The sequence below is a fragment of the uncultured Methanobrevibacter sp. genome (genome assembly GCF_902784195.1).
GTDB lineage: Archaea > Methanobacteriota > Methanobacteria > Methanobacteriales > Methanobacteriaceae > Methanobrevibacter.
The window spans coordinates 67559-94457 of the sequence record NZ_CACZTX010000001.1; the positions used below are offsets into that span (position 1 = coordinate 67559).

Annotated in this window: 20 protein-coding genes; 14 read left to right on the forward strand and 6 right to left on the reverse strand. The window is 33.3% G+C overall.

The genetic code is table 11. The features are described 5' to 3' along the window. Positions 1 to 102: 102 nt before the first annotated feature. Positions 103 to 1380, reverse strand: a complete 1278-nt coding sequence (gene hisD / locus QZU90_RS00290; protein WP_296854719.1) for a histidinol dehydrogenase — start codon at positions 1378 to 1380, stop codon at positions 103 to 105. A 717-nt stretch (positions 1381 to 2097) separates the two neighbouring features. Between hisD and QZU90_RS00295 the strand changes: the two genes are divergently transcribed. From QZU90_RS00295 to QZU90_RS00340, 10 genes are all read left to right on the forward strand, one after another. Further along, on the forward strand, positions 2098 to 2403 hold the full coding sequence (locus QZU90_RS00295; protein ID WP_292779248.1) for a UPF0058 family protein: 306 nt from the start codon (positions 2098 to 2100) through the stop codon (positions 2401 to 2403). A gap of 466 nt (positions 2404 to 2869) precedes the next feature. Further along, entirely contained in the window at positions 2870 to 3910 is a 1041-nt protein-coding gene (locus QZU90_RS00300; protein WP_296854721.1) for a Zc3h12a-like ribonuclease, read from the forward strand. A 126-nt stretch (positions 3911 to 4036) separates the two neighbouring features. After that, on the forward strand, positions 4037 to 5239 hold the full coding sequence (locus QZU90_RS00305) for a hypothetical protein (protein ID WP_296854723.1): 1203 nt from the start codon (positions 4037 to 4039) through the stop codon (positions 5237 to 5239). Between the two features lie 94 nt (positions 5240 to 5333). After that, positions 5334 to 5843 (forward strand): hypothetical protein, encoded by a 510-nt coding sequence (locus tag QZU90_RS00310; RefSeq protein WP_296854725.1) that lies wholly within the window; start codon positions 5334 to 5336, stop codon positions 5841 to 5843. 100 nt (positions 5844 to 5943) lie between these two features. Next, the gene (gene argJ / locus QZU90_RS00315) at positions 5944 to 7167 is read left to right on the forward strand and encodes a bifunctional ornithine acetyltransferase/N-acetylglutamate synthase (RefSeq protein ID WP_296854731.1); all 1224 of its coding nucleotides are present in this window, start codon (positions 5944 to 5946) and stop codon (positions 7165 to 7167) included. Positions 7168 to 7769: 602 nt separating this feature from the next. Continuing rightward, a complete protein-coding gene (locus QZU90_RS00320; protein ID WP_296854733.1) occupies positions 7770 to 8606 on the forward strand; it encodes a hypothetical protein in 837 nt (278 codons plus the stop codon). A 458-nt stretch (positions 8607 to 9064) separates the two neighbouring features. After that, positions 9065 to 12112 carry a right-handed parallel beta-helix repeat-containing protein gene (locus QZU90_RS00325; RefSeq protein ID WP_296854734.1) on the forward strand — a complete coding sequence of 1016 codons (3048 nt, stop codon included), beginning with the start codon at positions 9065 to 9067 and terminating at the stop codon, positions 12110 to 12112. Next, entirely contained in the window at positions 12102 to 12422 is a 321-nt protein-coding gene (locus QZU90_RS00330) for a hypothetical protein (RefSeq protein WP_296854735.1), read from the forward strand. Before QZU90_RS00325 ends, QZU90_RS00330 begins: the two co-directional genes overlap by 11 nt. 44 nt (positions 12423 to 12466) lie before the next feature. Further along, positions 12467 to 12691 carry a hypothetical protein gene (locus QZU90_RS00335; protein ID WP_296854736.1) on the forward strand — a complete coding sequence of 75 codons (225 nt, stop codon included), beginning with the start codon at positions 12467 to 12469 and terminating at the stop codon, positions 12689 to 12691. Beyond that, positions 12669 to 13544: a hypothetical protein gene (locus QZU90_RS00340; RefSeq protein ID WP_296854737.1), complete on the forward strand. Its 876-nt coding sequence runs from the start codon at positions 12669 to 12671 to the stop codon at positions 13542 to 13544. Before QZU90_RS00335 ends, QZU90_RS00340 begins: the two co-directional genes overlap by 23 nt. Before the next feature lie 386 nt (positions 13545 to 13930). Here the strand turns inward: QZU90_RS00340 and QZU90_RS00345 are convergent, their stop codons facing one another. Both QZU90_RS00345 and QZU90_RS00350 read right to left on the reverse strand, forming a co-directional pair. Beyond that, positions 13931 to 14314 carry a hypothetical protein gene (locus QZU90_RS00345; RefSeq protein ID WP_296854738.1) on the reverse strand — a complete coding sequence of 128 codons (384 nt, stop codon included), beginning with the start codon at positions 14312 to 14314 and terminating at the stop codon, positions 13931 to 13933. 77 nt (positions 14315 to 14391) lie between these two features. Continuing rightward, positions 14392 to 15351, reverse strand: coding sequence for a cysteine peptidase family C39 domain-containing protein (locus tag QZU90_RS00350; RefSeq protein ID WP_296854739.1), 960 nt, complete (start codon positions 15349 to 15351; stop codon positions 14392 to 14394). A gap of 430 nt (positions 15352 to 15781) precedes the next feature. On the opposite strand from QZU90_RS00350, the gene argB reads away from it, so the two are divergent. Together argB and QZU90_RS00360 are read left to right on the forward strand one after the other, a co-directional pair. Beyond that, a complete protein-coding gene (gene argB, locus QZU90_RS00355) occupies positions 15782 to 16660 on the forward strand; it encodes an acetylglutamate kinase (RefSeq protein ID WP_296854741.1) in 879 nt (292 codons plus the stop codon). Positions 16661 to 16862: 202 nt separating this feature from the next. Then, positions 16863 to 20798, forward strand: a complete 3936-nt coding sequence (locus QZU90_RS00360; RefSeq protein ID WP_296854743.1) for a C1 family peptidase — start codon at positions 16863 to 16865, stop codon at positions 20796 to 20798. Between the two features lie 215 nt (positions 20799 to 21013). Here QZU90_RS00360 and QZU90_RS00365 read toward each other — a convergent pair whose 3' ends face one another. The 3 genes from QZU90_RS00365 to aksF form a co-directional block, all read right to left on the reverse strand. Continuing rightward, positions 21014 to 21757, reverse strand: a complete 744-nt coding sequence (locus tag QZU90_RS00365; protein WP_292789267.1) for an SDR family NAD(P)-dependent oxidoreductase — start codon at positions 21755 to 21757, stop codon at positions 21014 to 21016. A 332-nt stretch (positions 21758 to 22089) separates the two neighbouring features. Further along, on the reverse strand, positions 22090 to 23586 hold the full coding sequence (locus QZU90_RS00370; RefSeq protein WP_296854746.1) for a class I adenylate-forming enzyme family protein: 1497 nt from the start codon (positions 23584 to 23586) through the stop codon (positions 22090 to 22092). Between the two features lie 41 nt (positions 23587 to 23627). After that, the gene (aksF, locus tag QZU90_RS00375) at positions 23628 to 24632 is read right to left on the reverse strand and encodes a homoisocitrate dehydrogenase (protein ID WP_296854747.1); all 1005 of its coding nucleotides are present in this window, start codon (positions 24630 to 24632) and stop codon (positions 23628 to 23630) included. 408 nt (positions 24633 to 25040) lie between these two features. Here aksF and QZU90_RS00380 point away from each other — a divergent pair, with 408 nt between their 5' ends. Together QZU90_RS00380 and QZU90_RS00385 are read left to right on the forward strand one after the other, a co-directional pair. Then, a complete protein-coding gene (locus tag QZU90_RS00380; protein ID WP_296854749.1) occupies positions 25041 to 26360 on the forward strand; it encodes a hypothetical protein in 1320 nt (439 codons plus the stop codon). Positions 26361 to 26467: 107 nt separating this feature from the next. Then, positions 26468 to 26641, forward strand: a complete 174-nt coding sequence (locus tag QZU90_RS00385; protein ID WP_296854751.1) for a hypothetical protein — start codon at positions 26468 to 26470, stop codon at positions 26639 to 26641. The last annotated feature ends 258 nt before the right edge of the window (positions 26642 to 26899 follow it).

Below are 26899 nucleotides of genomic sequence, written 5' to 3' on the forward strand. Positions count from 1 at the left end.
GCTTTATTAAAATTAATTTTTTTAATTAATCTAATTAATAATTGCTGTAATTATAATAATTATATTATTTTTTTAATTTATTTAAACTTAGTTTTTTTAGCATTATTTTTTATTCAATCTCACTTTCACTGAATTTGCATGTGCGTAGAAGCCTTCATATTCAGCTATTGGGATAACTGTTTTAGAAAGTTCCTCGATTCCTTCCCTTGTAAGGGTCTGAACAGTAGGTTTCTTAAGGAATGCTTCAGTTGAAAGGCCGGAATACATTTTAGCTCCACCACCAGTTGGCAAAACATGGTTTGTTCCAGAACCGTAATCTCCAGCAGCAACTGGGGAATATTTGCCTAGGAAAATGGATCCTGCATTTTTAATTTTATCTAGAACTGCCTTGTCATCTGCTGTGCTTATGATTAAATGCTCAGGAGCATAGGTATTAGTAAAGTCAATAGCATCCTCCATATTTTCACAAAGGATTATGTGCCCATGCTTTTCTAAGGATTCTTCAATGATTTCACGTCTTTGTGCTTCTTTTGCAAATTCCTCAATCAAATCTTTTGCATTGTCAGCTATTTCCTCATCATCAGTTACCAAGAAGCATGATGCATTAGGGTCATGCTCTGCTTGAGATAGGAAGTCATGAGCAAGATACTCTGGAATTGCAGTATTGTCACACAAGATCAACACTTCAGAAGGGCCTGCCGGGAATTCTATATCAACATCCCCGTAAACAAGCTTTTTGGCTCCGGTAACAAATACGTTTCCAGGACCCACTATCTTTTCAACCTTTTCAATTGACTCAGTTCCATAAGCCATTGCTGCAATAGCTTGAGCTCCACCGCATTTGTAGATTTCGTCTGCTCCAGCCAAGTCTGCAGCCACTAATATAGCATCCATGATTTTTCCATCAGCTCCTGGAGGAGTGCAGCAAATGATTCTTTCCACTCCTGCTATTTTTGCAGGAATCACTTCCATTAAAATGGAAGAAGGATAAGCAGCTCTTCCTCCTGGAATGTAACAGCCAACATTATTGATTGGCCTAATAATCTGTCCAGCAGTAATTCCAGTGTTCACTTCCATAAACCATTCTTCTGGAATTTGAGCCTTATGGAATTTTTCAATGTTTGCAGATGCTCTTTTAAGCGCTTCAATAAGATTTTCATCCAAATTATCGTAAGCTTCTTTGATTTCATCTTCTGAAACCTGCAAATCATCCAATTCTGCCTTATCAAACTTTGCAGTGTATCTTTTTACAGCTTCATCCTTGTTTTCCTTAACATCTTTCAATATGTCTGAAACTATATTCAGGACTTCACTGATATCTGCCTGTGATCTTTTGATTAAATCATTTGCAGTTTCCTTATCATATTTTAGAATTTCCATTCTACCACTCTTGCTAAATAAAATAAAAAAAATTAATATAATTATAATTTCTTTTCATTTTTTTGGTTGTTTTTATGCATTTTATCTTATGATATATTGGTGCATAATTTATAACATAATTAAATATATTTTTTATATTTTATATACATTATTAATAATATTATTAAATTCTTTTATTTTTTGTCTATTTTTCAGTTTTTTTCAGTTTATTTCTAGTGCTGTTTGCCCATTTTTCGCATGCTTAAGATTTTTCAATATTTTAAACTGTTTAAAAAATTTATTTATTTAATTTAGTTAAGTATTAGTTTGTCTATTTTTCAGAATTTTTAATAGGAAATAATCTAAAAATTTTTGAAAATATTTTGTTTTGAATCCAATTCAACAAAAAGATTTATATATTTTTGATACAAAGAATTAAATATAAAAATTTATATAGTTAAACATAAATTTTAAATACAATTGTGTTTAAAGTACTATTAACAAAAATAAATTTGAGTATGTAATTTAGGTAGTTCATTATTGAGGTTTATATGGGGATTTTGTTGTTAGTTGTTTAAATCCCAAAAGATGATATAAGTCTCTTGGTATTTGTAGTGAATTAATATTTTATAGCTTATTTTTATGTTTGTTATGTGTTTAATGATTTAGTTAAATAATTAGATTTAATTTAAATCCATAATTTATTTTTACAATTTTAAAATATAGGAAAGGTATTATATGTATAAGGATGAAATGATTCAATTACATCAATTTTTAGTATATGTTTTAAAATATTTAGACACTGATAACTCTGCTCATGAGTTCTTTGACGATTACCTTGCTTTGAATATAAGTCCTCATCATATTCACAGAACAAAAGCAGAGCACAAACATGCAATTTTCGTTCTTTCTAACATTATTTCTGAAGTAATCTTGAACAAGGAAGAGGGATCTGTTCCTCCAAATGTTTCAAATGCTTTAAGGGATCTTGTAAGAAGATCTAAAAAAGAATTAAAAGCGGCTGAAGCTGCTCAATCCAAATAATTCTTTTTTCTTTATTTTTTTATTTTTCTATTTTTGTTATCTTTTTTAGTGGTTTTTTGTGTATTATTGTGTATTTTTTTCTTTTTTTCGTGGTTTTTGTGTATTATTGTGTATTTTTTTCTTTTTTTCGTGGTTTTTGTTGTAGTGTTCAAAAGTTTTTTGTGTATCCCTGTTGTTTTTTCATCTATTTTTTCTTTAGGATTTTTAAATTATTATTCTTGTCTTAAAAAGATTTAAATATATTATTACTGATATATATTTATAGTATAAAAATTTAATACTAAAATATTAAAATTAGAATCATATTAATAAATAGATTCATATTAAATAAAAAAATTTTAATATTTTAAGTATTTAGATTGACAGATTTAATTAATGGCGAGAATTAAAATCATTCATAGAAAAATTATAATTAAATAAAATTTTTAAATAAAATTTTTTAAAAAAACTTTTAAAGGGTGATATCTTGAAAGTTATTATTGATGCAGCAAATGTTGCGCATTTTCATAAAGAGGAAGGCTCTAAAGCTAAATTAAAAAACATTACCTTAGCCGTAAAGGCATTGGAAGAAGAAGGTCATGACTTTTTAATCATAGCAGATGCTTCCTTGCGTCATAATATAGATGATAAGGAAACTTTTGTCAGATTGGTTAATGATGGAATCATTGATGAGGTTCCTGTAGGAACCATTGCAGACCATTACATTCTTGATTTGGCTTATGAAGAGGATGCAAAGGTATTGTCCAATGACAAGTTCAGGGATTTCATGTCTGAATTCCCAGACATCAACAGCATAAGGATTCCATTTTCAATTCAAGACAATGAATTGGTAATGGGAAAAGCCAAAAAACCTAAAAAAGTCAAGAATCTCTTGCAGAACATCTGTGATGAAATATTGAATGAACTTGAAAGAAAACGTTGGGTAGTCTACAAAGGAAAGGAGACAACCAAATTCACTCCATTGAATGTTGCAAAGCAAGCTATTCTCTTGCTTGATGAGTCTGAACAGGATAACGTTTCCTCAAAAATAGAAGGAATATTCTCTAAATTGCCAATGTTTGACAAGGTTATGGAAATGGTGGATGATGTTGAAACATCAGTCCCATATGTGATCTTTGTTCTTGTTCATCCAAAAGACTATAAGGCAGCTGTAAAGGATGCAGGTAACATTTCAGTAACTGTAGCGGACAGATTGAGATTGGTTCACAAGCCACTTATCGCAGTTAGAAATGACTTGTTCATCAAGCCAGGTTACTTTGGATTGAACATCGTCTTGACTGATGAGGTGGAGGACAATCCTCCATATAACATTGAAATCCAAACAAACACCTATGATGAGGTATTCATTAAGAAGAATTCAAGAAACATTGCAAGTACAATTGCAGGCAGATTAGGTTCCTGGAAGTTCCCATTCGTTTCAGTCAAGCCTAATATGATTCTTGAAAAGCCAGGTGAGTTTGAGATCTATTTGGAAAAGAATTCCAAGAAAAAGAAAGATAAGGATTAAATACCTAATCTTTCAATTAATATTTTAAAAGGTCCTATCTAATGGATCTTATTTCTAATTAACGATTTTGAAATTTACGATTCATACTTAATTTATTAATATTTAAAAACTAATAGGAGGTAAAATATGGCTGAACATAGTATTATAAGAAAGCTTGTTTCATTAGTAACAAAACATGAAATCATAAGCATAGGTACTAAATACTTCCCTACCACTCCATTGGAAACTGAATATGTGGACATGTTCAATTACACTCAAACCATGTTAATGGAGATCGATAAGGCACATATCACAACAGAAAGTATTTTTACCAACTTGGTTAGAGATGTTGGCCGTGAAAACATTCCAGAAAATCATAGCTTTTATGAATTACTTCCTGCTCAAGATAAGGTTGAAGAATATGCTCTTGTAAGCAATATCATAATGGGTAGTGACCGTTATATGTATGTGGAGCTTTCAGAACCTTCTTATATTATTAATCTTTTCACTGACATTATTTTAAGAGAAAATGGAGAAATTATCGAAAGAAGCGAAACCGAAATCGTTTCACGATTGATGTCTAAAAACGATGCAATCAGAGTGGCTATAAGATTGGTGGGCATTGGTTTGGATAATGGAATCAAAGTAAGAGCTGCTGCTGGTATGACTGGTGCTGCAGCTATTGAAAGATCCATTAAGTTCAATAAGGAAGTTGGAGATTCTCCAGGTGTTGCATTCACTAAATTAGGTGGTGAGTATGCACTTGTATTGGACACTCCATTCAAATTGGCTGAATCCGAACCTCCTGAGTTCCAGCAATACCTGTTCATTGATATTGTTGACTCTACAAACTTCATTTCCAAGCATGGAAGAAACAAGCTTGTGGAATTGATGACAAGCGTCAAGGAGTTCATGGAAGATTGTGAGGGTCAAATCGAGGGATACCGTGAAGGTGGAGATGACTTGATAGCAAAATTCCCAAGTAAGGATGTAGCTATTCGTGCAGGCCTTGATTGTGCATGGTTTATATTGAATAACGGTGCTAAAGTCAAGATTGGAATAGGCAGAAGCAGAAGAGAAGCAGGTGAACGTGCGAACATTGCAGAGAGCATTCATGGATTCGGCGCATTGTCTTTAGTCATATTTGATTTGGCTAATGGTTTGTATGGATATTACATTCCATCAGACTTTACAAGAACCTTATGCGAATTCTTAACAAATAAGAAAGGTAAGTTAATAACTGCATTTATTGTAATGTTTGTAGCATCATATTTGCTTGCTATAATGGGCATGGGCATTTATGGACTTTTATTAGTTTTATTGCTTGTGGCTTACTATACATTTAGGTAAAATTTATTCTTAAAAATTATTTAGTATTCAGTTGAAATTTGAAATTTGTAGTCTTAGTTTTAAAGACTTAAATATGTAATTTGTGGTGAAATTAATGGCAATCGGTAGAAGAGGGAATTCTAGAAAACAGCAAAACAAGAATGTCTTGAAAACTAGAACTCCTAATAATTCTAGAAACTCCAGAGGTTCAAGAGGTTCAAGACACTCAGGTCCCGCTAGAAATCCTAGAGGTTCCGGAGGTTCCAGATACTCATCTAATGCTAGAAAACCAAGCAATTCATTAAGTTCTATTTGGTCTAAGAGTTCTATGTCAAGAAGGCCTAGAAGCCCTAGACAGATACTTGTTCTAGTGATAATATTAATTGCTTTCATTTGTGGTTTGGCTTTAGGCATTTCAATGATTATGGGTGTTGGAAGTGAGCCTGATCCTGGTGAAGTGCAATATATGAATGTAACTGATAATATAACTGTATATGAAAACAGCAGTTACGACTTGCATGATGAAAACGGTACTCAAATCTCATATTATGAGTTTGATGAAAATGTAACCTCAGGCCAAAATGTCACTGCATTCAATGCTTCGACTGCCACTGGCATTTATTAATTAGAGAACTTTTTCTCTATTTTTTTCTAATTTTATTTTTTTTAAGTTTTTTATAATTTTTTAAAATTTTCATTTTTTTTATAATTCCAAAGGAGATATCATGTCTAACATTAAAGTTATTGAAGGAGGAATCTGTGCTGTTGAAGGTGTTCGGGCAGCAGGAAGTCGTGAAGGCAAATATGGCCTTACAATTATTGAATCTAAGGACAGTGTTGCTTCAGCTGTTTTCACATCAAATAAGGTTGTAGCTGCACCTATTATCCATACTAAGGAAATGATTAAAGGCGGTAAAATATCATTGGTTGTTGTAAACAGTGGAAATGCAAACTGCTTTACAGGTGAGGCAGGTATAGCTGATTGCGATAGGACCATTGAATTTGCATCAGGCATCACTGGCATTCCATCAAGTGAAATAGCTACTGCATCAACTGGAGTAATCGGCAGGAAAATGCCTATGGACATTATTTTGCCCTTGGTTGAAGAGTCAATTTCCAAATTGGACCACAGTGCTGAAAGCTCAACTGATGCTGCAAAGTCCATAATGACCACTGACACTTATCATAAGGAGTTTGCTGTAGAGACTGAAATTGATGGTGAAAAGGTAACCATCGGAGGTATCACTAAAGGTGTGGGAATGATTGCACCTAACATGGGAACCATGCTATGCTTCTTGGCAACTGATGCTGTAATCTCCTCTGAAATGATTAATAAGGCATTGAAATCTGCTGTAAACAGAAGTTTCAACATGATTGTCGTTGATGGAGACCAAAGTACAAATGACACTGCAATATTGATGGCTAATGGAAAGTCTGGTGTTGAAGTGGCTAAAGATGGTGAAATCAATGAGGATTTCCAGGAAGCCTTGGATTTCATTTGCATAAGCTTAGCTAAAATGATGGCTCGTGACGGTGAAGGGGCAACCAAATTCATTGAATGTAAGGTCAATGGTGCTAAGGATGAGAATGATGCTATTTTAGCTTCAAAATCTGTCATCAGCTCTTCCCTTGTAAAATCAGCTATCTTTGGTGGAGACCCTAACTGGGGAAGAATCGTAGCAGCTGTAGGATATTCCGGCTGTGAAATGAATCAGGATATGATTTCAGTTTCTGTAAATTCCGATGATGGAAAGGAAGCCATTTTAGTTGATAAAGGTAAAATCCTTGCATTTGACGGAACTGAAGAGCTTAATTCAGCAGAAGAGATCATGCAGGAAAAGACAGTTAATATAGTCGTTGATTTGTATCAAGGTGATGCAAGTGCAACCGCTTGGGGTTGTGATCTCACCTATGATTATGTAAAGATCAATGCTGAGTATACAACTTAAGTTTTTTCTATTTTCAATTTCCTCTTTCTTTTTTAATTTTTTTACTATTTTTTCTATTATTTTTTAATTATTTTTTAATCTTTTTTCATAATTTTTATAAATGTCCTATATTCTATTCTTAAATCTCATTTATAGGATTTTTAGCAAATTTTTACTAATTTTTAGGGGTAAAGTTTATATGTATTGAAAATAAATATTTTATTAAGTTTTATTATTAAAGCTATTTTTATAAAGAATTTTATCATATTTCCAATATGAAAAATTTATTTTTATTTATTTTAGATTAATCTTATGATAATCTTATCATCAAAATTAAAGGAGGATAATATAATGGCAAAAGTAAAAGGTACCAATAAAAGAACCAGACCTAAAAGATCTTACAAAAAGCCTGGTAGTAAAAAAGGTAGAGGAGTAAGACAAACCTGGAAAAAATAATTTTCCAGCTTGTTTTTACCTTTAAATTTCTTAAAAATCATATCAATTTATATCAAAATATCAAAATTTTATTTAAAATTAAATATAAAAAAGGATTCATTCCTTAAAAAAAGTTTTTAAAAGGTTTTAAGATTTTTAAATATTCATGAATTATTTTTGGTGTTTATATGGCTGATGAAGACAATGCACAAAAGAAAAAATCAAGAAAACCTTCTAAAAAATTACTCTATTTTTTAATCATTCTAATTGTCATATTAGCAGAGGGTTTCGTTCTTTGCTATGATTATTCAACTAATGAAGACAGCTTATTGCAGGATTTATCTGAGAATTATCCTATTTTAAATCAGGTTTTAAAATTTATTCCAACTGATTTAATCAATTCATTTACTGCAGACTCTGCAGATTCTGCAGATAAGTCCGTAAAGACAATAGGCAAGAACAGCATAGGAACTGTTACTCTTGAAGGGCCATATGGAAATGCGAATTCTTCTGTAAAGGTTGCATACATCTTAGGACAGCATCCAAGGGAATCCAATGCCCATGATGCAATATATGACAGTCTTTTAAACAATTCAGATTACTTGAACTATTCATATTATGTTTATAGGATCAATGTAACTGCAGAAAGTGATGATTTTGAAGAAAGCAGAATGAATGGCCAATTGCTTGCACAGGATTATGTGGTAAAAGATGTGCTCAAGAATGGATATGATTTGGTAATTGACATTCACGCTTCAAATGGTGGTTATGTACAGGATCCTTATATATTCGCTCCAGTTTCCAATGATACAGTGGCTTATGAGGCTGCAAACAATGTAACCCAAGCCATCAATTATGTGATCTATTATGAACCTGCGAGCTATTCAAGCCCCCAATACTCTACTATTCCTATAGAAGAAGGGGGAATTCCAGCTATTGTATTTGAGATGCGTGGAAACCCTGATCATAGCTTGGAAACAGAGGCAAATCAGTTTATCCATATTGTGGATAAATTGAATTTATAATTTTTTTCATTTTTTTCAAATCATCTATTTATTATTTCACAATTTTTTCTTTTTTCATTGTCAATTGATTTTTTTTTTAAATATTTTTTGAATATTTTCATTGAAAATTTATTAATCGTATTATTTTATTCATTTTTTTATAATAACATTTATATATAAGTATAACTTAATTAATATTATATGTAACGGGGTTTAATCTATTTTAGATTAAACATTTTATTGATGTTATTGGAATATAACAAGATTTCTAATAATTTTTTTTATATGATTTAAAGATGTGATTTGTTTTATCTTTAAAAATCATGTTTGATTTTTTTTGATTAAAATGAGCACAATTTTTTCTCTAAAAAAAGTTACATATGGTGAAATTTTGGGGTGTTTTTCATCTAAATAAATTGTAGCTTGATTTATTTTTTTGGAAGATATTTCATATAGAAATTAAATATGGTGAACGAAAAATGGATAAGTTGAAAACTCGTGTTTTGTTTATATCATTGATTATTTTAGCATTAGTTTCTATCAGTGCTGTTGCAGCTGCTGATAGTGTTAATGATGATATAATCAGTGCAAATCAAGAAGATTTTGATTTATCTGAAGAGACAAACGATGTTGAACAGTTAGGTGCTAACGCTATAGATGATACTGATTCTAATGAGCTATTGACTGCTGGAGAACCTGGAAGCTTTACAGAGTTGCAAGCATTAATTGATAATGCTGGTGATGGAGATGTTATAGAATTGGACAAAGATTATGTAATGTCAAATGATGAAAAACCTCTTTTCATCAATAAGACTTTAACAATAGATGGTAAAGGTTTTAAACTCGATGCAAATCATTTGAATGCAACATTAGTTGCTATGTCCAAGATTTCTTTGAAAGATATTGTTTTCATAAATGGTAATTGTACCGAAGAGTTTTCTATAGGTGGTTATTATGCTAGAGGTACCGTAAATGTCATTCGTGGAAGTGATGGTTCTACTATTGACAATTGTACCTTTAAAGACAATGCTGCTCTTATGGGTGGTGGTGTCTATTGGACTAGTAAGGAAGGTACAATTACAAATACTAGATTTGAAAATAACGTTGCAATGCGTGCCGATTCTGGTTCATCTTCAAGTACAACTTCTCAAGGTGGAGCAATTTATTGGAGTGGTGCTAATGGAAAAATTGATAATTGTAACTTTACTAAGAATTCTGCCAGTTATTCTGGTGGTGCAATCTATTATCAAAGTGCCAATAATCAGTCCATTGAAAATTCATATTTCTATCAAAACGTGGATAACAGATATGGAGAAGGCGCTGGTGGTGGTGCAATCTATTTCTCATACTCTAGTAATGCCCGTATTGTGAACAGTAACTTTACTGAGAATTCAGTTAAAGGTTCTGGTGGTGCAATTTATATTGATAAAAATAGTAAAAATCAGTCAATTAAGGATTCATCTTTCACTAAGAACAATGCTGAAGGTCTTAGTAGTAATTCCCCAGGTGCTCCTACACAATCTTATGGTGGTGGAGCAATTTTCTGGAGAAGTACTAACGGTACACTTGAGAATGTGAATTTCACTGAGAATTTCGCTAATGTTGGTGGAGCAGTTTATTATACTAAAGATGCTAGTAATCAGTCAATAACTGATTCATTATTCTCTAAAAATAGTGCTAATCAAAATGGTGCTACTGGTATTTCATCATACCCTATTGGTGGTGGAGGAATTTATGGTCTTAGTTCTAATGTAACTATTGAAAAAAGCAATTTCACTGAGAATTGGGCTAATGCTTCAGGTGGAGCAATCTTTTTCTCATCTGCTCAAAATCTCTCCATTAGTGATGCATCATTTACTGGAAACGAAGCAAATTCAACTGGTGCTTATACTGGTGGTGGAGCAATATGTTATTCATCATGTAAATATGGCAGTATTGAGAATGTGAATTTCACTGATAATTATGCAAGACAATATGGTGGTGCAGTACACTTTTATAAAGGTAATAATCAGTCTATTGTTGATTCATCTTTCTCAAGTAATGTAGCTAATAGTTCTGGTGGAGCAGTCTGTTATTACACATCTACTAATGGTAGTATTGAGAATGTGAACTTTACTGAGAATTCTGCTAAGACTTCTGGTGGAGCAATTTACTATACTAATAATGCTCATAATCAGTCTATTGTTGATTCATCTTTCTCTAATAATATAGCTAATAGTTCTGGTGGAGCTATTTATTATTCTTCATCTAATTATGGAAGTATTGAGAATAGTAACTTTACTGAGAATTCTGCTAATTCTACTGGTGGTGCTATTTATTATTCTTCATCTAATAATGCCACTATTAAGAATGTGAATTTCACTGATAATGTTGCTAAGACTAATGGTGGAGCAATCTACACCACTAAATCTATTAATATGTCAATTGCTGATTCATCTTTCTCTAAAAACAATGCTAGTTCTGGTGGAGCAATCTATTCTACAGGATCTAATTCTAGCCTTGAGAAAGTGAACTTCATTGATAACCTTGCTAAGACTAATGGTGGTGCAATTTATCTCACAACAACTAATCAGTCAATTGCAGGGTCTACATTTAATGGTAACAATGCAACTAATGGAAGTGCTATTTATCATAACAGCGGTTCTTTAAATATTTCAAGTACTGAATTATTAGAAAACCAAGCTAAAGCAGCTTCCCTTACTGCAAGTGCTAAAGTGGAAGGCTTTGATGCAACAATCAGCACTGTATTTAAAGGTAATGATAATCTTTTAAATTCTATTTATACCAAAGCTTATGCAAATGTTAGATTAACTGATGTTAGCTATTGGGGTGCTGAAGATAAAATGAACACTGGTGCTTCTGAAGTAACTCCAGTGGCTTCTGCTGATGAAAGTGAAGATGGAACACTTGTTTACAAAGATGATCGTGAAGCTGGAATAAATATTACAGTAACTATCACTGACGCTAATGGTAATTTTATTAAAAATGTCACTGGCAAAACTGATATTTATGGAAATATTAATCTTACCAATCTTGGATTAGTCCCAGGAAAATACAAAGCTAAAGCAATTCATTTAGAAGATGATTATTACACTGAAATTGCTTCTAAGGTAATGTCATTTGAAATTCCTAAAGCTAATTCCACTGTAAATGGTACTAATGTCACTAAAGTATATGGTGAAACTATAGAGGTAACCGTTGCTAGTGAGAATGCTACTGCTGTAATCTATAACATTACTGATGATAGTACTGGTGAAGTGGTAGTTGTGAACACTCAAGTGCCTGCTAATGGTACTGTTACAATTCCTACTTTAGATGTTGGTAAGTATACTGTTCATTATCTAACTGTTGTTGACGATGTTTATTATAACACTGCTACTAATACCTCTAAGATTACTGTGACTCCTGCGTCTTCTAGTGTTAGTGCTGAGGATGTTACTAAGGTTTATGATGAACCTATTGAGGTTGCGGTTTCTAGTGTGAATGCTACTAGTGTGACTTATAAGATTACTGGTTGTGACTTATAAGATTACTGGTAATGGTATTACTCCTATCACTGGTACTATTGCTCCTGGTGAGAGCATTAGTGTTCCTGGTCCTTTGGATGTTGGTGAGTATTCTGTTACTTTGACTACTGTTACTGATAAGAATCATGAGTCTGTTACTAATACTTCTAAGATTTTTGTGACTTCTGCGTCTTCTAGTGTTAGTGCTGAGGATGTTACTAAGGTTTATAATGAATCTATTGAGGTTGCGGTTTCTAGTGTGAATGCTACTAGTGTGACTTATAAGATTACTGGTAATGGTATTACTCCTATCACTATGGTGTTGAGATAACTGGTACTGTTCCTGAGGATGGTATTATTGTTGTTCCTGGTCCTTTGGATGTTGGTGAGTATTCTGTTACTTTGACTACTGTTACTGATAAGAATCATGAGTCTGTTACCAACACTTCTAAGATTTTTGTGACTCCTGCGTCTTCTAGTGTTAGTGCTGCTGATGTAACTAAGGTTTATAATGAATCTATTGAGGTTGCGGTTTCTAGTGTGAATGCTACTAGTGTGACTTATAAGATTACTGGTAATGGTATTACTCCTATCACTTAATGTTCCTACTTTAGAAGTTGGAGAATACACTGTTACTTTGACTACTGTCACTGATAAGAATCATGAGTCTGTTACCAACACTTCTAAGATCACTATTCAAAAAATTGATGTGATTGTCACTGTTGACAAAGTAATTAACTACACTGGTGCAGTTGTTGATGTAATTGCAAATGTTACAGGCGTAGACGGTAAAAACATTACTGGCGGAATTGCTACATTTATTATTCATTATGATAATAAACTTGGTTCCGGATTATTGATGGCTGCTGTAGAAGAATACACCGCAGAGGTAATTGATGGTAAAGCTGAATTCAAGGGAATCACTCTCGGAGCTCCAGGCACATATCCTTCAACAATTCAATATAGTGGAAATGAACATTACAATGCTGCAAATAATAAGTCTGAAGTAATTGTATTGCCATTGAACACTACTACTGAAAGTGATGATGTTTCAGGAAGTTCCGGAGATAAAGTGGACATTGTTGCAGAAATCGTTGATCAAAACGGTAACCCTGTACAAAATGGTACTGCTGTCCTCAAAGTCAATGGAAAAGAATATAAAGCTGAAGTAAAAGACGGTAAAGCAACATTCAAAGGTGTGGAATTGCCTTCTGAGAGTACTGAAGCTACTATTGATTATTTAGGAAACGATTATTATAATCCATCCAAAACAACCATTCAAATTACTATCAATGAGGAACCTGAGCCAGAGCCAGAACCACAACCTGAACCTGTAAATCCGGTTACAGAAAAATCTGTTCCTGTAGTTCCTGCTGCTGGTAACCCAATTGCATTAGTAGTTTTAGCATTATTAACATTGATTTCAACAGTCTCTTTCGGACGTAAAAAATAAGAAGTTTTTTTAGAAGAATTTATTTCTTCTATTTTTTATTTTTTTTATAATTCATTTTTAAGAACTTTTTTTTAAAATTATTATTGACTCTTTTTGTAATTTATTTTGAATTTTTATTTTTGATTAAAAGAAAATTCTGTCACTAAATTTCATTTAATTTAATTAAATAGATGATTAATTATTTGGTATGTTTTGTTATTTCGCATTGATTTAAAACTAGTCATATTTAATTAAATGATATGTTGTCATTATTTTTTAATTGACACATTCTTGCATCTACATATCCTAATATATTTTTTATAAAAAAAGAAAAAATAGTAATAAATAAAATAAATAAGTGAGATTATTTTATTTATTTTTTAAAAATTTTAATTGATAAAATTAATCTAGATTTCAGTTGCATTTACTACGTCATAATAGAATGCATCTGGTTCCTCTTCAAGCTTTTTAGTGAAATTAAGATTGAACTTTCCATTTTTAGTTTGGTCTATTTTAGAGTCATAGCTGCCTAAAAGATCATTTCCCTTATAGAAATTTACCTTAATTTCTATGTTCTTATAGTCCTTTCCATTAACAGAACTAATTGGTTGGCTAAAGGAATACTCATTTTTATTTGCATTCCAGCTTGTTGTAGGTTCAATTGAATAGTCAAAGAGATCAGTCATTTGGGAACTTTCAGGAATGGAATTGTTTGCAAATCCAAGATAAGCGCCAATGGCAACTACTGCAACTATTACTGCAATTATGACTATTGTAATTTTCCTATCCATACTTAACCTCCTTAATATTGTATATATGTTTTCTATTTATTAATTCTTGTTCATTGAGTTGGATCATTTAAATTCAATCATCTTCTGATTTTAGCGCTTGTCAAAGCGTCATCAGATACATAATAGTATTTATAGATCGGCTGTTTGACTTTGTATTTTCCCCAAACGGCACGATTTCCTTTAACATATACCCATTGGCTAAAGGATACATGGCCTCCAACGACCTTAGGCCTTAGAACCCAACCGTACTTTTGGATCAATCCGTATTTCCACACTATCCTATAACCAACAATCTTCTTTTTCAATCCTTTGCCTGAAACCTTCATGCATTGGTCATTGCTTAGAATATTGATTTGTCTTGCTATCAATTCTTCCTTTAGGTCAATTGAGTCATTCCTGGATAATACAATTGCCTTTTTGCTAAAATATGAATTGAACTCATCGATTGTGAAATTCATGTTTCCTTCGGTAGAATCCGCTAAAAAGACATGTGTGTCTGTTAACTTATTTATGACAGTCCAATGCTCACATCCATTGATGTTTAGGTGGATTATATGGTTTTCCTTAAGACTTTTAGTATCAATTTCAACTCCATATGCACTGAAGCCATAGTATTTTGCAGCATCGATTAAGGATTGCATAGTTGTTCCATTCAAGCTTGTGTTTGTTTGCTTGGATACTTCATTTAAGCTTAGATTAAGTCCATTTTTATTTAAAACAGTGGCAAGAGATGCAGGTCCACAGCTGTAATTGTCATTTGCCATAACAACGCCGTTTGTGTCCTTTTCCTCTTCTTCAATTATTTCATCAACGTTTTCATTAACTATCTCATCATCTATTTTCTCTACAGTATTAGATTCGGGATGATTCATATTTGAATCATCGGATATTTCATTTGTATTCTGATTTATCCTCAAATCATTCATGCCTGTATCACTTGTTTCCATTAAATCGGTATCGCTTGCAGATATTTGCCCGATTATTAAAAATAATGATACAAGACATATTATCAAAATGCTTTTATTTATTTTCAACATAATTTTTCTCCTATTTTTTACTTAGCTTTAAAAATTGGATTTTTTATAGAGTAATTTTTCCAAAATTGTAAACTTCTATAAATCTTTTATTTAGTAAACTATTTGTTAAAAATAGTTTATTTTTAATATAAATTGATTTTCTTTTAAAACCAAGTTAATTTTTAATTTAAAATAGGATATATTTAAATTTAAGCATTTTATTACTTTATTTTTTAATTTTAAATATAATATGTTCTTTAAATTGAAATTTACGAACTTATATTAATTTTATAATGATTTCGTAACTTATTAACTGAGTATAATTTTCTTCTTCAATGATATTTTTATATACTATTATAAACAAATCTAACAATTGATATTTAATTAAGAATAATTGGAAATTCTAAAAATTAAAAAAATTTATACTTATTGATTTATTTATGTGATTGAAATGGAAAGGGTAAATATTTTGGTAGAGGCTCTACCTTACATTAAACAGTTTTACAATAAAAAGGTCATGATTAAATACGGAGGCCATGCTATGGTGGATGATGAGGCAATGGCTTCCACAGCAAGAGATACTGTCTTATTGAAATATGTTGGTATGCAACCTATAGTTGTTCATGGAGGAGGCCCTGAAATTACCAGATCCATGAAGAAGTTAGGTAAGGAACCTAAATTCATCAAGGGATTAAGGGTAACTGATGAGGAAACTATGAGCATTGTTAAAATGGTTCTTGTAGGTAACATCAACACAGATATCGTATCTCAAATCTGCTTGCATGACGGTAAAGGCGCTGGATTGTCTGGTAAGGACAATAAGCTTATTGAAGCATGCAAAAAGATCCATAAGATAAAGGATGAGGAAACCGGTGAAATTGAAGAGATTGATTTAGGTTTAGTTGGTGAAATCAAAAGAATCAATCCTGAAATACTTGAAATGTATACTGAAAATGATTTCATTCCAGTTGTTTCCCCTATTGGAATCGCTCAAGACGGTACTACCTTGAACCTTAATGCAGACACTGTAGCTGGTGCAATAGCTGGTGAAATGGATGCAGAAAAGTTAATAATTTTAACTGATGTTCCTGGTGTATTAAGAGACCCAGAAGATCCTTCAACATTGATTCAAAGAATCCATGTGGATGAAATTCCTGCTCTTATTGAAGAGGGAATCATCTCCGGAGGTATGATTCCTAAGATTGAAACCTGTGTTGATGCATTGAACAATGGAGTCAAGTCTGCACACATCTTGGATGGTAGAATCAAGCACACATTGCTTCTTGAGATCTTTACCAAAGAGGGTATTGGAACTATGATTTACAAGTAAATAATTTTTATTTACTTATTTTTTATTTTTTTTTAACACTTTTTGCTTATTTTTTTATTTTATTTTATTTGCTTTTTTTGACCTTTTCAAGTATTAAGCTATTTTTAACGGTTTTTTAATAAAATTTTTCAATTTTTTACCTATTTATATTTATATAATAAGAAATATAGTATAACTATAATAAATCGTTTGGAGAATAAAAATGCATAAGACTCATTATAAACTTCTTGTTTGCTTGATGGTTTTCCTTTGCCTAATCATCATTCCAACATCATTTGCAGCAGATGCTGATTCATTGGATGAGAACATCATCTCTGACAATTCATTGGATCTTGTGGAATCTGTTGATTATGATGATTCATTGGAGTCTCTCAATATTGAAGAAGAGATCTTGGATGGTGGTGAATCAAATGATGGTCTTCTTGAGGCACATTATTATTTTAACAGTTCGGCCGAGAATGATGGCATTGGAACTATGGGAAATCCGTATAAGTATTTTAACAAAACAATAAAGGACAATTCAGTTATTCATTTGGCAAATGGGGTTTATGAATTGGGTTCATCTTATTACAATACGAATATCACAATAATCGGTCAGGATGCCTCACAGACAATTCTTAAAGGTAGATTGTTTGAGATAAAAGAAAATTTTATTCTTCAGAACATCACATTGGACAATGTTAAGATTAATAATAGGGGTAAATTGAATGCTACAAATGTAATTTTCTGCAATGGATATAGATATGACTATTATGGGGGAGCCATTTACACTCCAATCTCAAATGGTTCAGTTTATTTAAGAAATTGCAGTTTCTACAACAATTCCGCGACCAAGTCTGGTGGGGCCATCTATTCTGAAAGCGATATAGAAGTCATTGATTGTGTATTCATCAATAACTCTGCAGATGTCGGTGGAGCCATCTATTCGAAAGGCGCCAATGTAAAGATTACAGATTCCAAAGTAATCGATAACTCTGCAAACAGCTTCGGAGGAGTCTTCACATTTTTAAAATCTGATGTCAAAGTGGTTAATTTATATGGGTTCAATAATACTGCAAAATATGATGGCGGGCTTATCTATCAAATCTACGGTAATCTGACCGTTTCCAATTCCAATTTCATATCAAACAATGCAAAGAATGGAGCAGGTATTTTTGTAGCCAGCACCAAACGCCTTACCATAAGCAATGATAATTTTACAAATAATTCCGCAAATGCATCTGCTGGAGCAATATATTCAATTTTAAACAACAATACTGATATGAGGAATATCATCTATGAGAACAATACTGCATCAGACCCTATTTTCAATGATTTGTATAATTTTTCAAGTATTGATTTAATTATTTCTGACAATGATTATGCAATGTACATTTACAATAAAACGGATAAACCACTTCCAAGCAGTTACAGTTCAGTGACTGAAGGTTATGTGACTCCTGTAGTGAATCAGGGAAGCGGAGGCAATTGTTGGGCCTTCGCCACAATTGCAACTTTGGAATCATGCATTCTAAAGGCCTCCGGAGATAGCCTTGATTTCTCTGAAGAGAATATGAAAAACATTGCTGCCCTTTATTCCATTTACGGCTGGAACCTGGAAACCAATGGTGGAGGATATGATGATGTCGGTTTAGGATATCTTTTAAGCTGGTTAGGACCAGTCAATGATTCTGATGATAAATATGATCCCAAAAGTCTTTTATCTCCTGTTTTATCCAGCATCATGCATGTCCAGAATGTATTGTATCTGAAAAGGGACAGCTATACTGACAATGATATGATCAAAAGGGCTATAATGGATTATGGAGCTGTTTTCTCCCCAGTTTTGATGGAATATAAAAATGAGAGTCATATTGGATATTATGTTTATAATAATGGTACGGAAAGGCCTAATCATGCAGTAACTTTAGTCGGATGGAATGATACCATACAAATCCCTGGCGCTCCTGGAAAAGGTGCTTGGATCGTTAAGAACAGTTGGGGAAAAAGCAGCGGCAACAATGGATATTTCTACCTTTCCTATTATGACACTTCCTCTATTGAATTGGGAAAATGGGGAGATGCGTTCACTTTCATATTAAATGACACTATCAAGTTTGATAAGAACTACCAATATGACATTGCCAAAACAGATTTCCTTTTCAATACAACTAAAACTGCATGGTATAAGAATATCTTCACTGCAACTGACAATGAGTATCTAACTGCAGTTTCCACATATTTCGAAAAGGAAACAACTTATAAGTTGTTCATTAACGTAAACAATGTCTCAATATTGAATCAATCCGGCTTTGCACGTCCTGGCTATTGGACAATCAATTTAAATGAACCTATTGCACTCAATCTTGGCGATATATTTGAGATTGCATTTAAGATAAACGTTACAGGAGATGTTGGAGTTCCTATTTCAGAGGCAGTAAGCCTAAACAATGTATTTTATAAGGAAAACATTTCCTTCATCAGCTATGATGGCAAGACATGGTCTGATCTATACGATTTCGTATGGAATGACTATCCTAGCCATAGCTACAAGTCACAGGTGGCTTGCATAAAGGCATTCACAGTATTGGATAAGATTGATGTCCTTCTGAATATAAGTTTAAGTTGCATGAATGTCAGTGAAAACTATTTCAATCCTGTAAACATTACTGTAAATGTTTTAAATGAATATAGATTTGCTGTCAATTGCGGTCAAGTCAGATTTAATCTGTCTGGTGAAATAGCATATGCAAAGGTCTCCAATGGTGTGGCAAAGATTAGCCACATCTTTAAAAAAGGATTTAATAATATATCTGCCGAATTTGTCTCTTGCGCGTACAATTCCCCAATAGTCAATTCAAGTGTGGACATTACAAAATATGATCTCTCTATGGATGCGAACTTTAGCTATTACTTGAATACTGCATTTGTAAATGTGAGCCTATCAGAACCGATAAACGAAACAATCTTCTTCTTATTTGGATATAAGAACTTTACAGTCAAAACTGTAGATGGAAAGGCTTCAGTCAATTTGACAGACTTGAATGGCGGATTCAATAATCTGAGAGTTGTTCTTTATCCTGCACTTTATGACTGCAATGAATTGGAGTATAACTTTACCGTAACTGTATATGATACAAAAATAATTGTAAAAGATTTTTCAACCGTCTATGGCAACAGCTACAAGTATAAGATTAAGCTTATCGATGAAAACGGAAACTCCCTTTCAGGTAAAAAACTGCAATACAGTTTAAATGGTGTGAATTACAGTGGCACAACTGATAAGAACGGTGAAATAACATTAAGCAACTTAAAGGCGAGCACATATAAGCTGATTGTGAACTTTAAGGGAGAGAAAATCTATACTGAATCATCAAATTCCTCTCTAATCACAGTTAAGACAACTGCAGTGCTTCCGAAATACAATAATTTCACTTATGGATCAAAATATAGTGTAAAGTTCTTGGATAAGAATCTTAATCCTTTAAAGAATGCCAATGTGACAATAGTTTTCGCTGGGAAAACCTACAATCTAAAGACTGACAGCAGTGGAATAGTTAAGATTGACAATTATCTTAAGCCAGGAAGCTATATCGTAAAGGTCAAAAATCCAAAGACCTCAGAAGAGAAGACCCATAAGATTAAGGTAGTGGCTAGAATCGATCAAAACAAGAATCTGGCTATGTATTATGGTGCAGGCACATACTATAAGGTTAGGGTATTGGACAATTATGGAAACATTGCCAAAAATGTCTCTGTGAAATTTACTCTAAACGGCAAAACATATTATAGAACCACTAATAGCCAAGGAATTGCTGGCCTTAAAATCAGCTTAAAACCTAGTTCATATACTGTTTCAGCAAGCTATAAAGGATTTACTGTAAAAAATAAGATAACAGTCAAATCAACTATAATTACTAAAAATCTTTCCAAAAAGAAAGCCAAAACAATTAAATTTACTGCCAAATTGGTCAATTCCAAAGGAAGCATCTTGAAATACAAATACATTACCTTTAAGTATAAAGGTAAAAAATATCTAAGAAAGACTAATAAATATGGAATAGCCACTATTGGCCTTAAAAATTTAAGACGTGTCAAATATACTATTTATTCTAGTTATGGAAAATTAACTGTTAAAAATACTATTAAAGTCTATTAAATAAGTTTTTTAAAGTGTTTTTAACATTTTTTTCTTTTTTTATTTTTTTCAAAAATAGTTTTTTAGAGTGTCTTTAACATTTTTTTATATTTTCAAAATTAGTTTTTTTTTTAAATTTGAAAGTAATTTTTTCTAAAAATAGTAAATCAAAGATAAGATTGATATTAAAAAATAAAAATAGTAGTAGTGGATAAAGATCCAACTACTTTAAAAACTTAACACTCAAATCCGCCGTCACATCTGATGATTTGACCGTCTACGAATTCAGATTCGTCAGAAGCAAGGAATAATGCTAATGCAGCAATGTCTTCTCCTTGACCTACTCTTTTCATAGGTGCTCCGTCAACCATCATTTGCAATGCTTCTACTCCACCGATACTATCTACCATAGCGGTGTGGATAGCACCAGGAGCAATACCATTACATCTTATTTCAGGACCAAGTTCGAATGCCATGGATTTGGTAAGACCTGCAATAGCGTGTTTGGATGAGATGTAACCTACAAATCCGAAGTGTGCAGCGTAGGATGCTACTGAACAAGTGTTGATTACAACACCTTTTCCTTTTTCTTTCATTACAGGAGCTACTAATTGGGTTAAGTATAATGGAGCGTATACGTCAACAGCAAATACTTTGTCCCATTCTTCTTTGGTAATGTCTAAGAGAGGGGTTACACTTAAAAGTCCTGCATTGTTGAATAAAATGTCGACAGTACCATATTTTTCCATGGTTTCGTCAAAGATTTTTTTAATGTCGTCAACGTTAGCCATATCTGCAATAACTGCAAATGCTTCTCCACCAGCTGCTACAATGTCATCCACTACAGCTTGTGCTCTTTCTTCATTTCTTCCAGTTACAACAACTTTAGCGCCTTCTGCAGCATATAATTTAGCTGTAGAACGGCCCATACCTGAAGTTGAACCAGTAACGATTGCTACTTTTCCGTCTAGTTTACCCATTTTTTCACCTCTTTAATCATAAAATCATATGATTTTATGTTTAATAGTATATTGGATAAAGTATTTAAATATTTTTAAATATTTCCAGATATTGTTTAGATTTTTTTATAATTGTATAATATTTAACCTAGTAAAATAAACTTTTTTTATTATTTTGTTCATTTTATTATTTTTTTATCATCTGTTCATATAGAAAAAATATAAAATATTTTACAAAATGAGAAAATATTAAGAAGATTAAGGGTTGAAAAAATGTAAAAAAAATGAAATTTTTTAGATAAAAGAAAAATATAATATGAATTTTTTAGGTTAAAAAAAGAAAAAATAAGAAATCATTCTTCTGTATTAGTCGAATACATTTCCCTTAACTCTCTTCTAAGGAGTTTCCATCCATTTACCCTTGGAAGTTCATCCATAGTAAATATTTTTCTTGGAACCTTGTATCTTGCTAAATATTCTTTTGAATATTCGACCAATCCATCAGGATCTTCCTCTTCCTTCCAAACAACAGCAGCTACAGGAAGCTCTCCCCTATGGATGTCATCAATGCTGAAAATTGCAATCTCATCCACTTTCGGATACTTGATCAATGTCTCCTCAACTTCAGTTGGGTAGATTTTCCATCCGCTCATTACAATCATGTCTTTCTTTCTGTCTGTAATGAACAAACGTTCATCCTCATCAATATAACCGATATCTCCAGTTAGGAACCATCCATCCTCAAGGAATGATTCCTTTGTTTCCTTTTCCATTCCCCAATAACCTTTAGCTATTGCAGGACCTCTAAGAGCTATTTCTCCATGTTCATAGTGTCCTAATGAAATGCTTGGATCATCTTCATCCACGATTTTAAGTTCAGAGAAGCATACAGGGTGTCCTACGCTTTCATACCTGTCTGCAGTAGCATAGTCTTCAGGCCTTATTACAGTTCCTGTACCGATTACAATGGTTTCAGAAAGGCCGTATGCGTTTATGATTGGTATATTGTATTGTCCCATGAACTTTTTCCATATCTTTCTATGGAGTGGGCCTCCTCCACTTATTATTTCCCTAACTGTTGAGAGGTTTTCCCTTTTTTCCTCTTCAAGGTTTGTCAATGTATGGATTACAGGAGGCATTCCAGATAAGACGCTTACCTCTTCATCTTTACACAATTGGAGGTATTCGTTTATTTCAAAGAAATCCATTGTAATTGTCAATGCTCCAGCTCTAAGTGCTGCAATTGCCCACATTATTCCTACATGAGCCATTGGATAAATGCAGAGGAATGTGTCGTTTTCCTTATAGGTCAATACATCACAAGCATTGTGGATAGCTGTAAACCAGTTTCCATGGGTTAGCATTGATCCCTTTGGTTTTCCAGTAGTGCCTGAAGTGTATTGCAATTGACATAGGTCATCCCATTCGGTTTCGCAAGCAGGTAATGTATCGCTTCCCTTAAATCTTTCACAGTCTTCTATGATATAAGATTCTATATTTAGGTCCTTTACGGTTTCTTTTGCATCTGCATCAGTGATTATCAATTTGGCATCAGAATCTGTTATCATATAATCCAATTCTGATGATGTAAGTATTCTATTGGTTGGTATAGCTATTGCACCTATTCTCCATATTGCAAGGAGTGAAAATAGGTATTCCGGTGAGTTATTCAAATAGATTAAGACCCTATCTCCCTTTTCAATACCCTTGTCCTTTAAGCTTTGCCCAATTCCTGATACAATCTGCAATACTTCAGTTGAATTGCATCTTAGGTTTCTGCTTGGACAATAATAGACTTCCTTATCCAATCTGCGTGCATTAGCATCAATAAATGTAGTAATGTTTAACATGTTTTGCCTCTTCAATTCATAACCTTTTTGTAATCATTAAATTATCTTAAATTCTCTATTTCTCTAATAACTTCATTTGCAAGATCCATTGTCTTGTCTGTTCCACCTAAATCAGGTGTTTTCACTTTTCCCTTTTCCAAGACATTTTCACAGGCAATCCTTACTTTTTCTGCCCAATAGTCTTCATTCAAGTATTCAAGCATCATTGAAACTGAGAGTATCATAGCTATTGGATTTGAGATATTTTCTCCTGCAATGTCTGGTGCAGATCCATGAACCGGTTCGAATAATCCATGCTTGTCCCCAATATTTCCAGAAGGAGCAAGTCCCAATCCACCAACAAGGCCTGCTGAAGCATCTGATAAGATATCTCCAAAGAGATTGCTTGTAACGATTACATCAAATTCCTGTGGCTTTGTCAAAAGGTACATTGCTGTTGCATCAACATAATAGTCATTGGTCTTGATGCTTGGATAGTCCTTTGCAACTTTAAAGAAGGACTCCTTAAAGACACCATCAGTCTTTTTCAATACATTTGCCTTATGGACACAGGTTACAGACTCTTTTTTTAGCTTAATTGCTTGCTCAAATGCAAGTCTTGAAATCCTTTCACTCGCCTTTCTGGTGATTACCCTTTGAGCTATTGCTTTCTCTTTTCCGTCATCGATTGTTTCATTTCCAGAGTATAAGCCTTCAGTGTTTTCCCTTACAATGAGAAAATCCAAGTCATCGAAAAGGCAGTTAATTCCCTTGAATGATTTGATAGGCCTTAGATTTGCATAAGTGTCAAGCTCTTGCCTAAGTGTGATTATTGGACTTTTTTGACCAGGTGTGGAAGTGATTGCACCAAAAAGGGTTGCTTTTGCATTTCTGGCTATCTTAATGGTTTCTTCAGGGATTGTTGTTCCATTCTTGTCAAAGCATTCCCTTCCTGCTTCCGCTTCTATGAAATCGAAGTTCAAATCCAAAGATTCTAAAACAGCCACTCCAGCTTCTGTAACTTCCTTTCCTATGCCGTCTCCATCTATTCTTGCTATTTTTATCATGATTGCATTATCCTTAAATTTTTATTAAATTATTATTAATTTTTAAAATGATTTTTTTTATTTAATCTTTTTAAATTATTAAATTATTAAATTATTTATATATTATTTTTATGTTCTTTTATATTATAATCTTTTTCAATTTTAATCCTTGATGTATACTTTTGTACATTGTTGTCTTTATTAAAATGATGTTCATTTGTATAATTTGATATTGTTCGTATAAAGTCGAAATATTTATATACTTGTAAATTATAATAATAATTAATTATTCTGGGTCTGACCTCAATATAACCCTAATTTTAGTGTCTATTTTTGTACATTTGTCTTAAAAGTTACGAATTAAAAAAACATTTCTTTTCAAATGCTCTTAGATAATAGAGATTTCATATGGGAGGGATACATATCATCATGAAGACTTTTAGACAACAGCTATTGGAAGACCCTGAATTCCAGAACTACCTGTTGCAGAGACCGAACCTGACGGAGAGCAGCCTGCAGTCATACCTCAATGCCGCCACCAACTTCGTGAGGTTCACAGGGGAGCCGTTCTACAAGACCGTGCATGAGCTCAGAAGCCAGCAGAACGATAGGATCGAGAACAACATCATCATAAGGTTCAACCCGAACCAGTCAAGGATAAACATCATGCAGTTTGAGTTCATAGAATACCTCAAGGGAAGGGGCTGCACCGAGGTGAGCATAGACTCGTATATCAGGTACATGAGGACCATACTGAGCACCTTGGGAATCATACTGCCCAAGTCTCCGAAGCTGGACGACACTCCTCAGGACTGGTATCTTCTGACAAAGGACGACATAAAGTATGTCCTCGACACGGCAAACCTTCAGTACCGAGCAATAATCAACTTCGCTGCCGTTACAGGACTGAGGGTGAGGGACATGAGGTCATTGACCATCAGGGACTTCATGACTGCGACTGAGGAGTACCATGGCTGCACTGAGGTCGAGGACTTCCTGGATTCGGCACCTGACGGGATGATAGGGTTCTGGGAGCTTTTCCCTCAAAAGACCAGAAAGTTCAGGCTTCCCTGCAAGGTGTGCAACACCCCTGAAAGCAGCGACCTTTTGCTTTTCTCATTGAACGAGCGTGTGAAGTACTTTGAATGGAAGAATGAGAAGGACGGCACTGACCTGAAGATCACCAAGAATGACCCTCTCTTTGCAAGCCGCCAAAGGAAGTACAAGAACTTCATAGCTCCCAACAGCATAAGCTGGACCCTGTCCCAATACAGCGAGAAGCTGAGTGCCGAGAGGGAAAGGGTCTTCAAGTACAAGCTGGAGCATGGCGAGATCAGTCAGGAGACCTATGATGAAAGCGTTGCGACAATCCCCAAGTTCCATGCGCATGGGCTCAGGAAGTTCTTCATCTCAACATTGGCTAAGAACCGTGTGGATGCAAGGATAAGCGCACTTATGGAAGGGCACAAGGCTCCGCTGGTAACGGACAGCCACTACATCAACAACGATTACCTGAAGGAGACAATCAAGGAGGAGTACATGAGGTGCATTCCTGACTTGAGCTTCGAGAATGTTGAGGTCAGGTTCCTTACAAGCGAGGAAAGGAAATCCCTGCAACAGAAGATAGATGAGCTTCAGGAAGAGAACGAGAACATGAAGAAGGACATGGAGAAGTACATTGACGATGCCGTCCATGAGAAGATGAAGGACGCCTTCGAGAACTGGCTGAACATTCAGGACTCAAAATGAATTTTCGATTTTGGAGAATAATGAAATTATTCTCTTTTTTCACTTTTTTAAAACAGAAATAATAAATCATATAAATGATTTTTAATAAAGTATAATTGGTGATAATTTTGAGAAAAAATAAGGTGATGATTTTATTAATTATATTTTCAATATTTATTTTTATCAGCAGTGTTTCAGCATCTGACCCACCCATGCCATATGATGATGTTGGAGGCACAATCTTAGGAATTTTAATCATGTTAGGGTTTGGATTTTTTTGTTGCATAAGTGGGAATGAATAATCATCTAAATTTCTATTTTTTTACTTTTTTTAATAAAAACCACAAGCATATCTACATACATCAATTCCTTTTCACTGATTCCAACACTACTTTTAATTAAATTAAATATCACTGTCATAATTAGGGCTACTGTTCATATAACTTACATTTTGATAAAATGTATAATACATTAAATTTGCTTCAACTTGTTTTCCTGAAACTGTGCCGAAAAACTTATAAGTGAAACTGCAATTTTTAACAATATGACATCAATATTAT

What these genes read in the sequence shown, in the direction of transcription:
- argB (WP_296854741.1), top strand. Translation starts at nt 15,782, where the DNA reads ATGGAAAGGGTAAATATTTTGGTAGAGGCTCTACCTTACATTAAACAG.
- QZU90_RS00370 (WP_296854746.1), bottom strand. Translation starts at nt 23,586, where the DNA reads ATGTTAAACATTACTACATTTATTGATGCTAATGCACGCAGATTGGAT.
- QZU90_RS00350 (WP_296854739.1), bottom strand. Translation starts at nt 15,351, where the DNA reads ATGTTGAAAATAAATAAAAGCATTTTGATAATATGTCTTGTATCATTA.
- QZU90_RS00365 (WP_292789267.1), bottom strand. Translation starts at nt 21,757, where the DNA reads ATGGGTAAACTAGACGGAAAAGTAGCAATCGTTACTGGTTCAACTTCA.
- QZU90_RS00295 (WP_292779248.1), top strand. Translation starts at nt 2,098, where the DNA reads ATGTATAAGGATGAAATGATTCAATTACATCAATTTTTAGTATATGTT.
- QZU90_RS00380 (WP_296854749.1), top strand. Translation starts at nt 25,041, where the DNA reads ATGAAGACTTTTAGACAACAGCTATTGGAAGACCCTGAATTCCAGAAC.
- QZU90_RS00325 (WP_296854734.1), top strand. Translation starts at nt 9,065, where the DNA reads ATGGATAAGTTGAAAACTCGTGTTTTGTTTATATCATTGATTATTTTA.
- QZU90_RS00340 (WP_296854737.1), top strand. Translation starts at nt 12,669, where the DNA reads ATGGTATTACTCCTATCACTTAATGTTCCTACTTTAGAAGTTGGAGAA.
- QZU90_RS00360 (WP_296854743.1), top strand. Translation starts at nt 16,863, where the DNA reads ATGCATAAGACTCATTATAAACTTCTTGTTTGCTTGATGGTTTTCCTT.
- QZU90_RS00320 (WP_296854733.1), top strand. Translation starts at nt 7,770, where the DNA reads ATGGCTGATGAAGACAATGCACAAAAGAAAAAATCAAGAAAACCTTCT.
- hisD (WP_296854719.1), bottom strand. Translation starts at nt 1,380, where the DNA reads ATGGAAATTCTAAAATATGATAAGGAAACTGCAAATGATTTAATCAAA.
- aksF (WP_296854747.1), bottom strand. Translation starts at nt 24,632, where the DNA reads ATGATAAAAATAGCAAGAATAGATGGAGACGGCATAGGAAAGGAAGTT.
- argJ (WP_296854731.1), top strand. Translation starts at nt 5,944, where the DNA reads ATGTCTAACATTAAAGTTATTGAAGGAGGAATCTGTGCTGTTGAAGGT.
- QZU90_RS00345 (WP_296854738.1), bottom strand. Translation starts at nt 14,314, where the DNA reads ATGGATAGGAAAATTACAATAGTCATAATTGCAGTAATAGTTGCAGTA.
- QZU90_RS00305 (WP_296854723.1), top strand. Translation starts at nt 4,037, where the DNA reads ATGGCTGAACATAGTATTATAAGAAAGCTTGTTTCATTAGTAACAAAA.
- QZU90_RS00310 (WP_296854725.1), top strand. Translation starts at nt 5,334, where the DNA reads ATGGCAATCGGTAGAAGAGGGAATTCTAGAAAACAGCAAAACAAGAAT.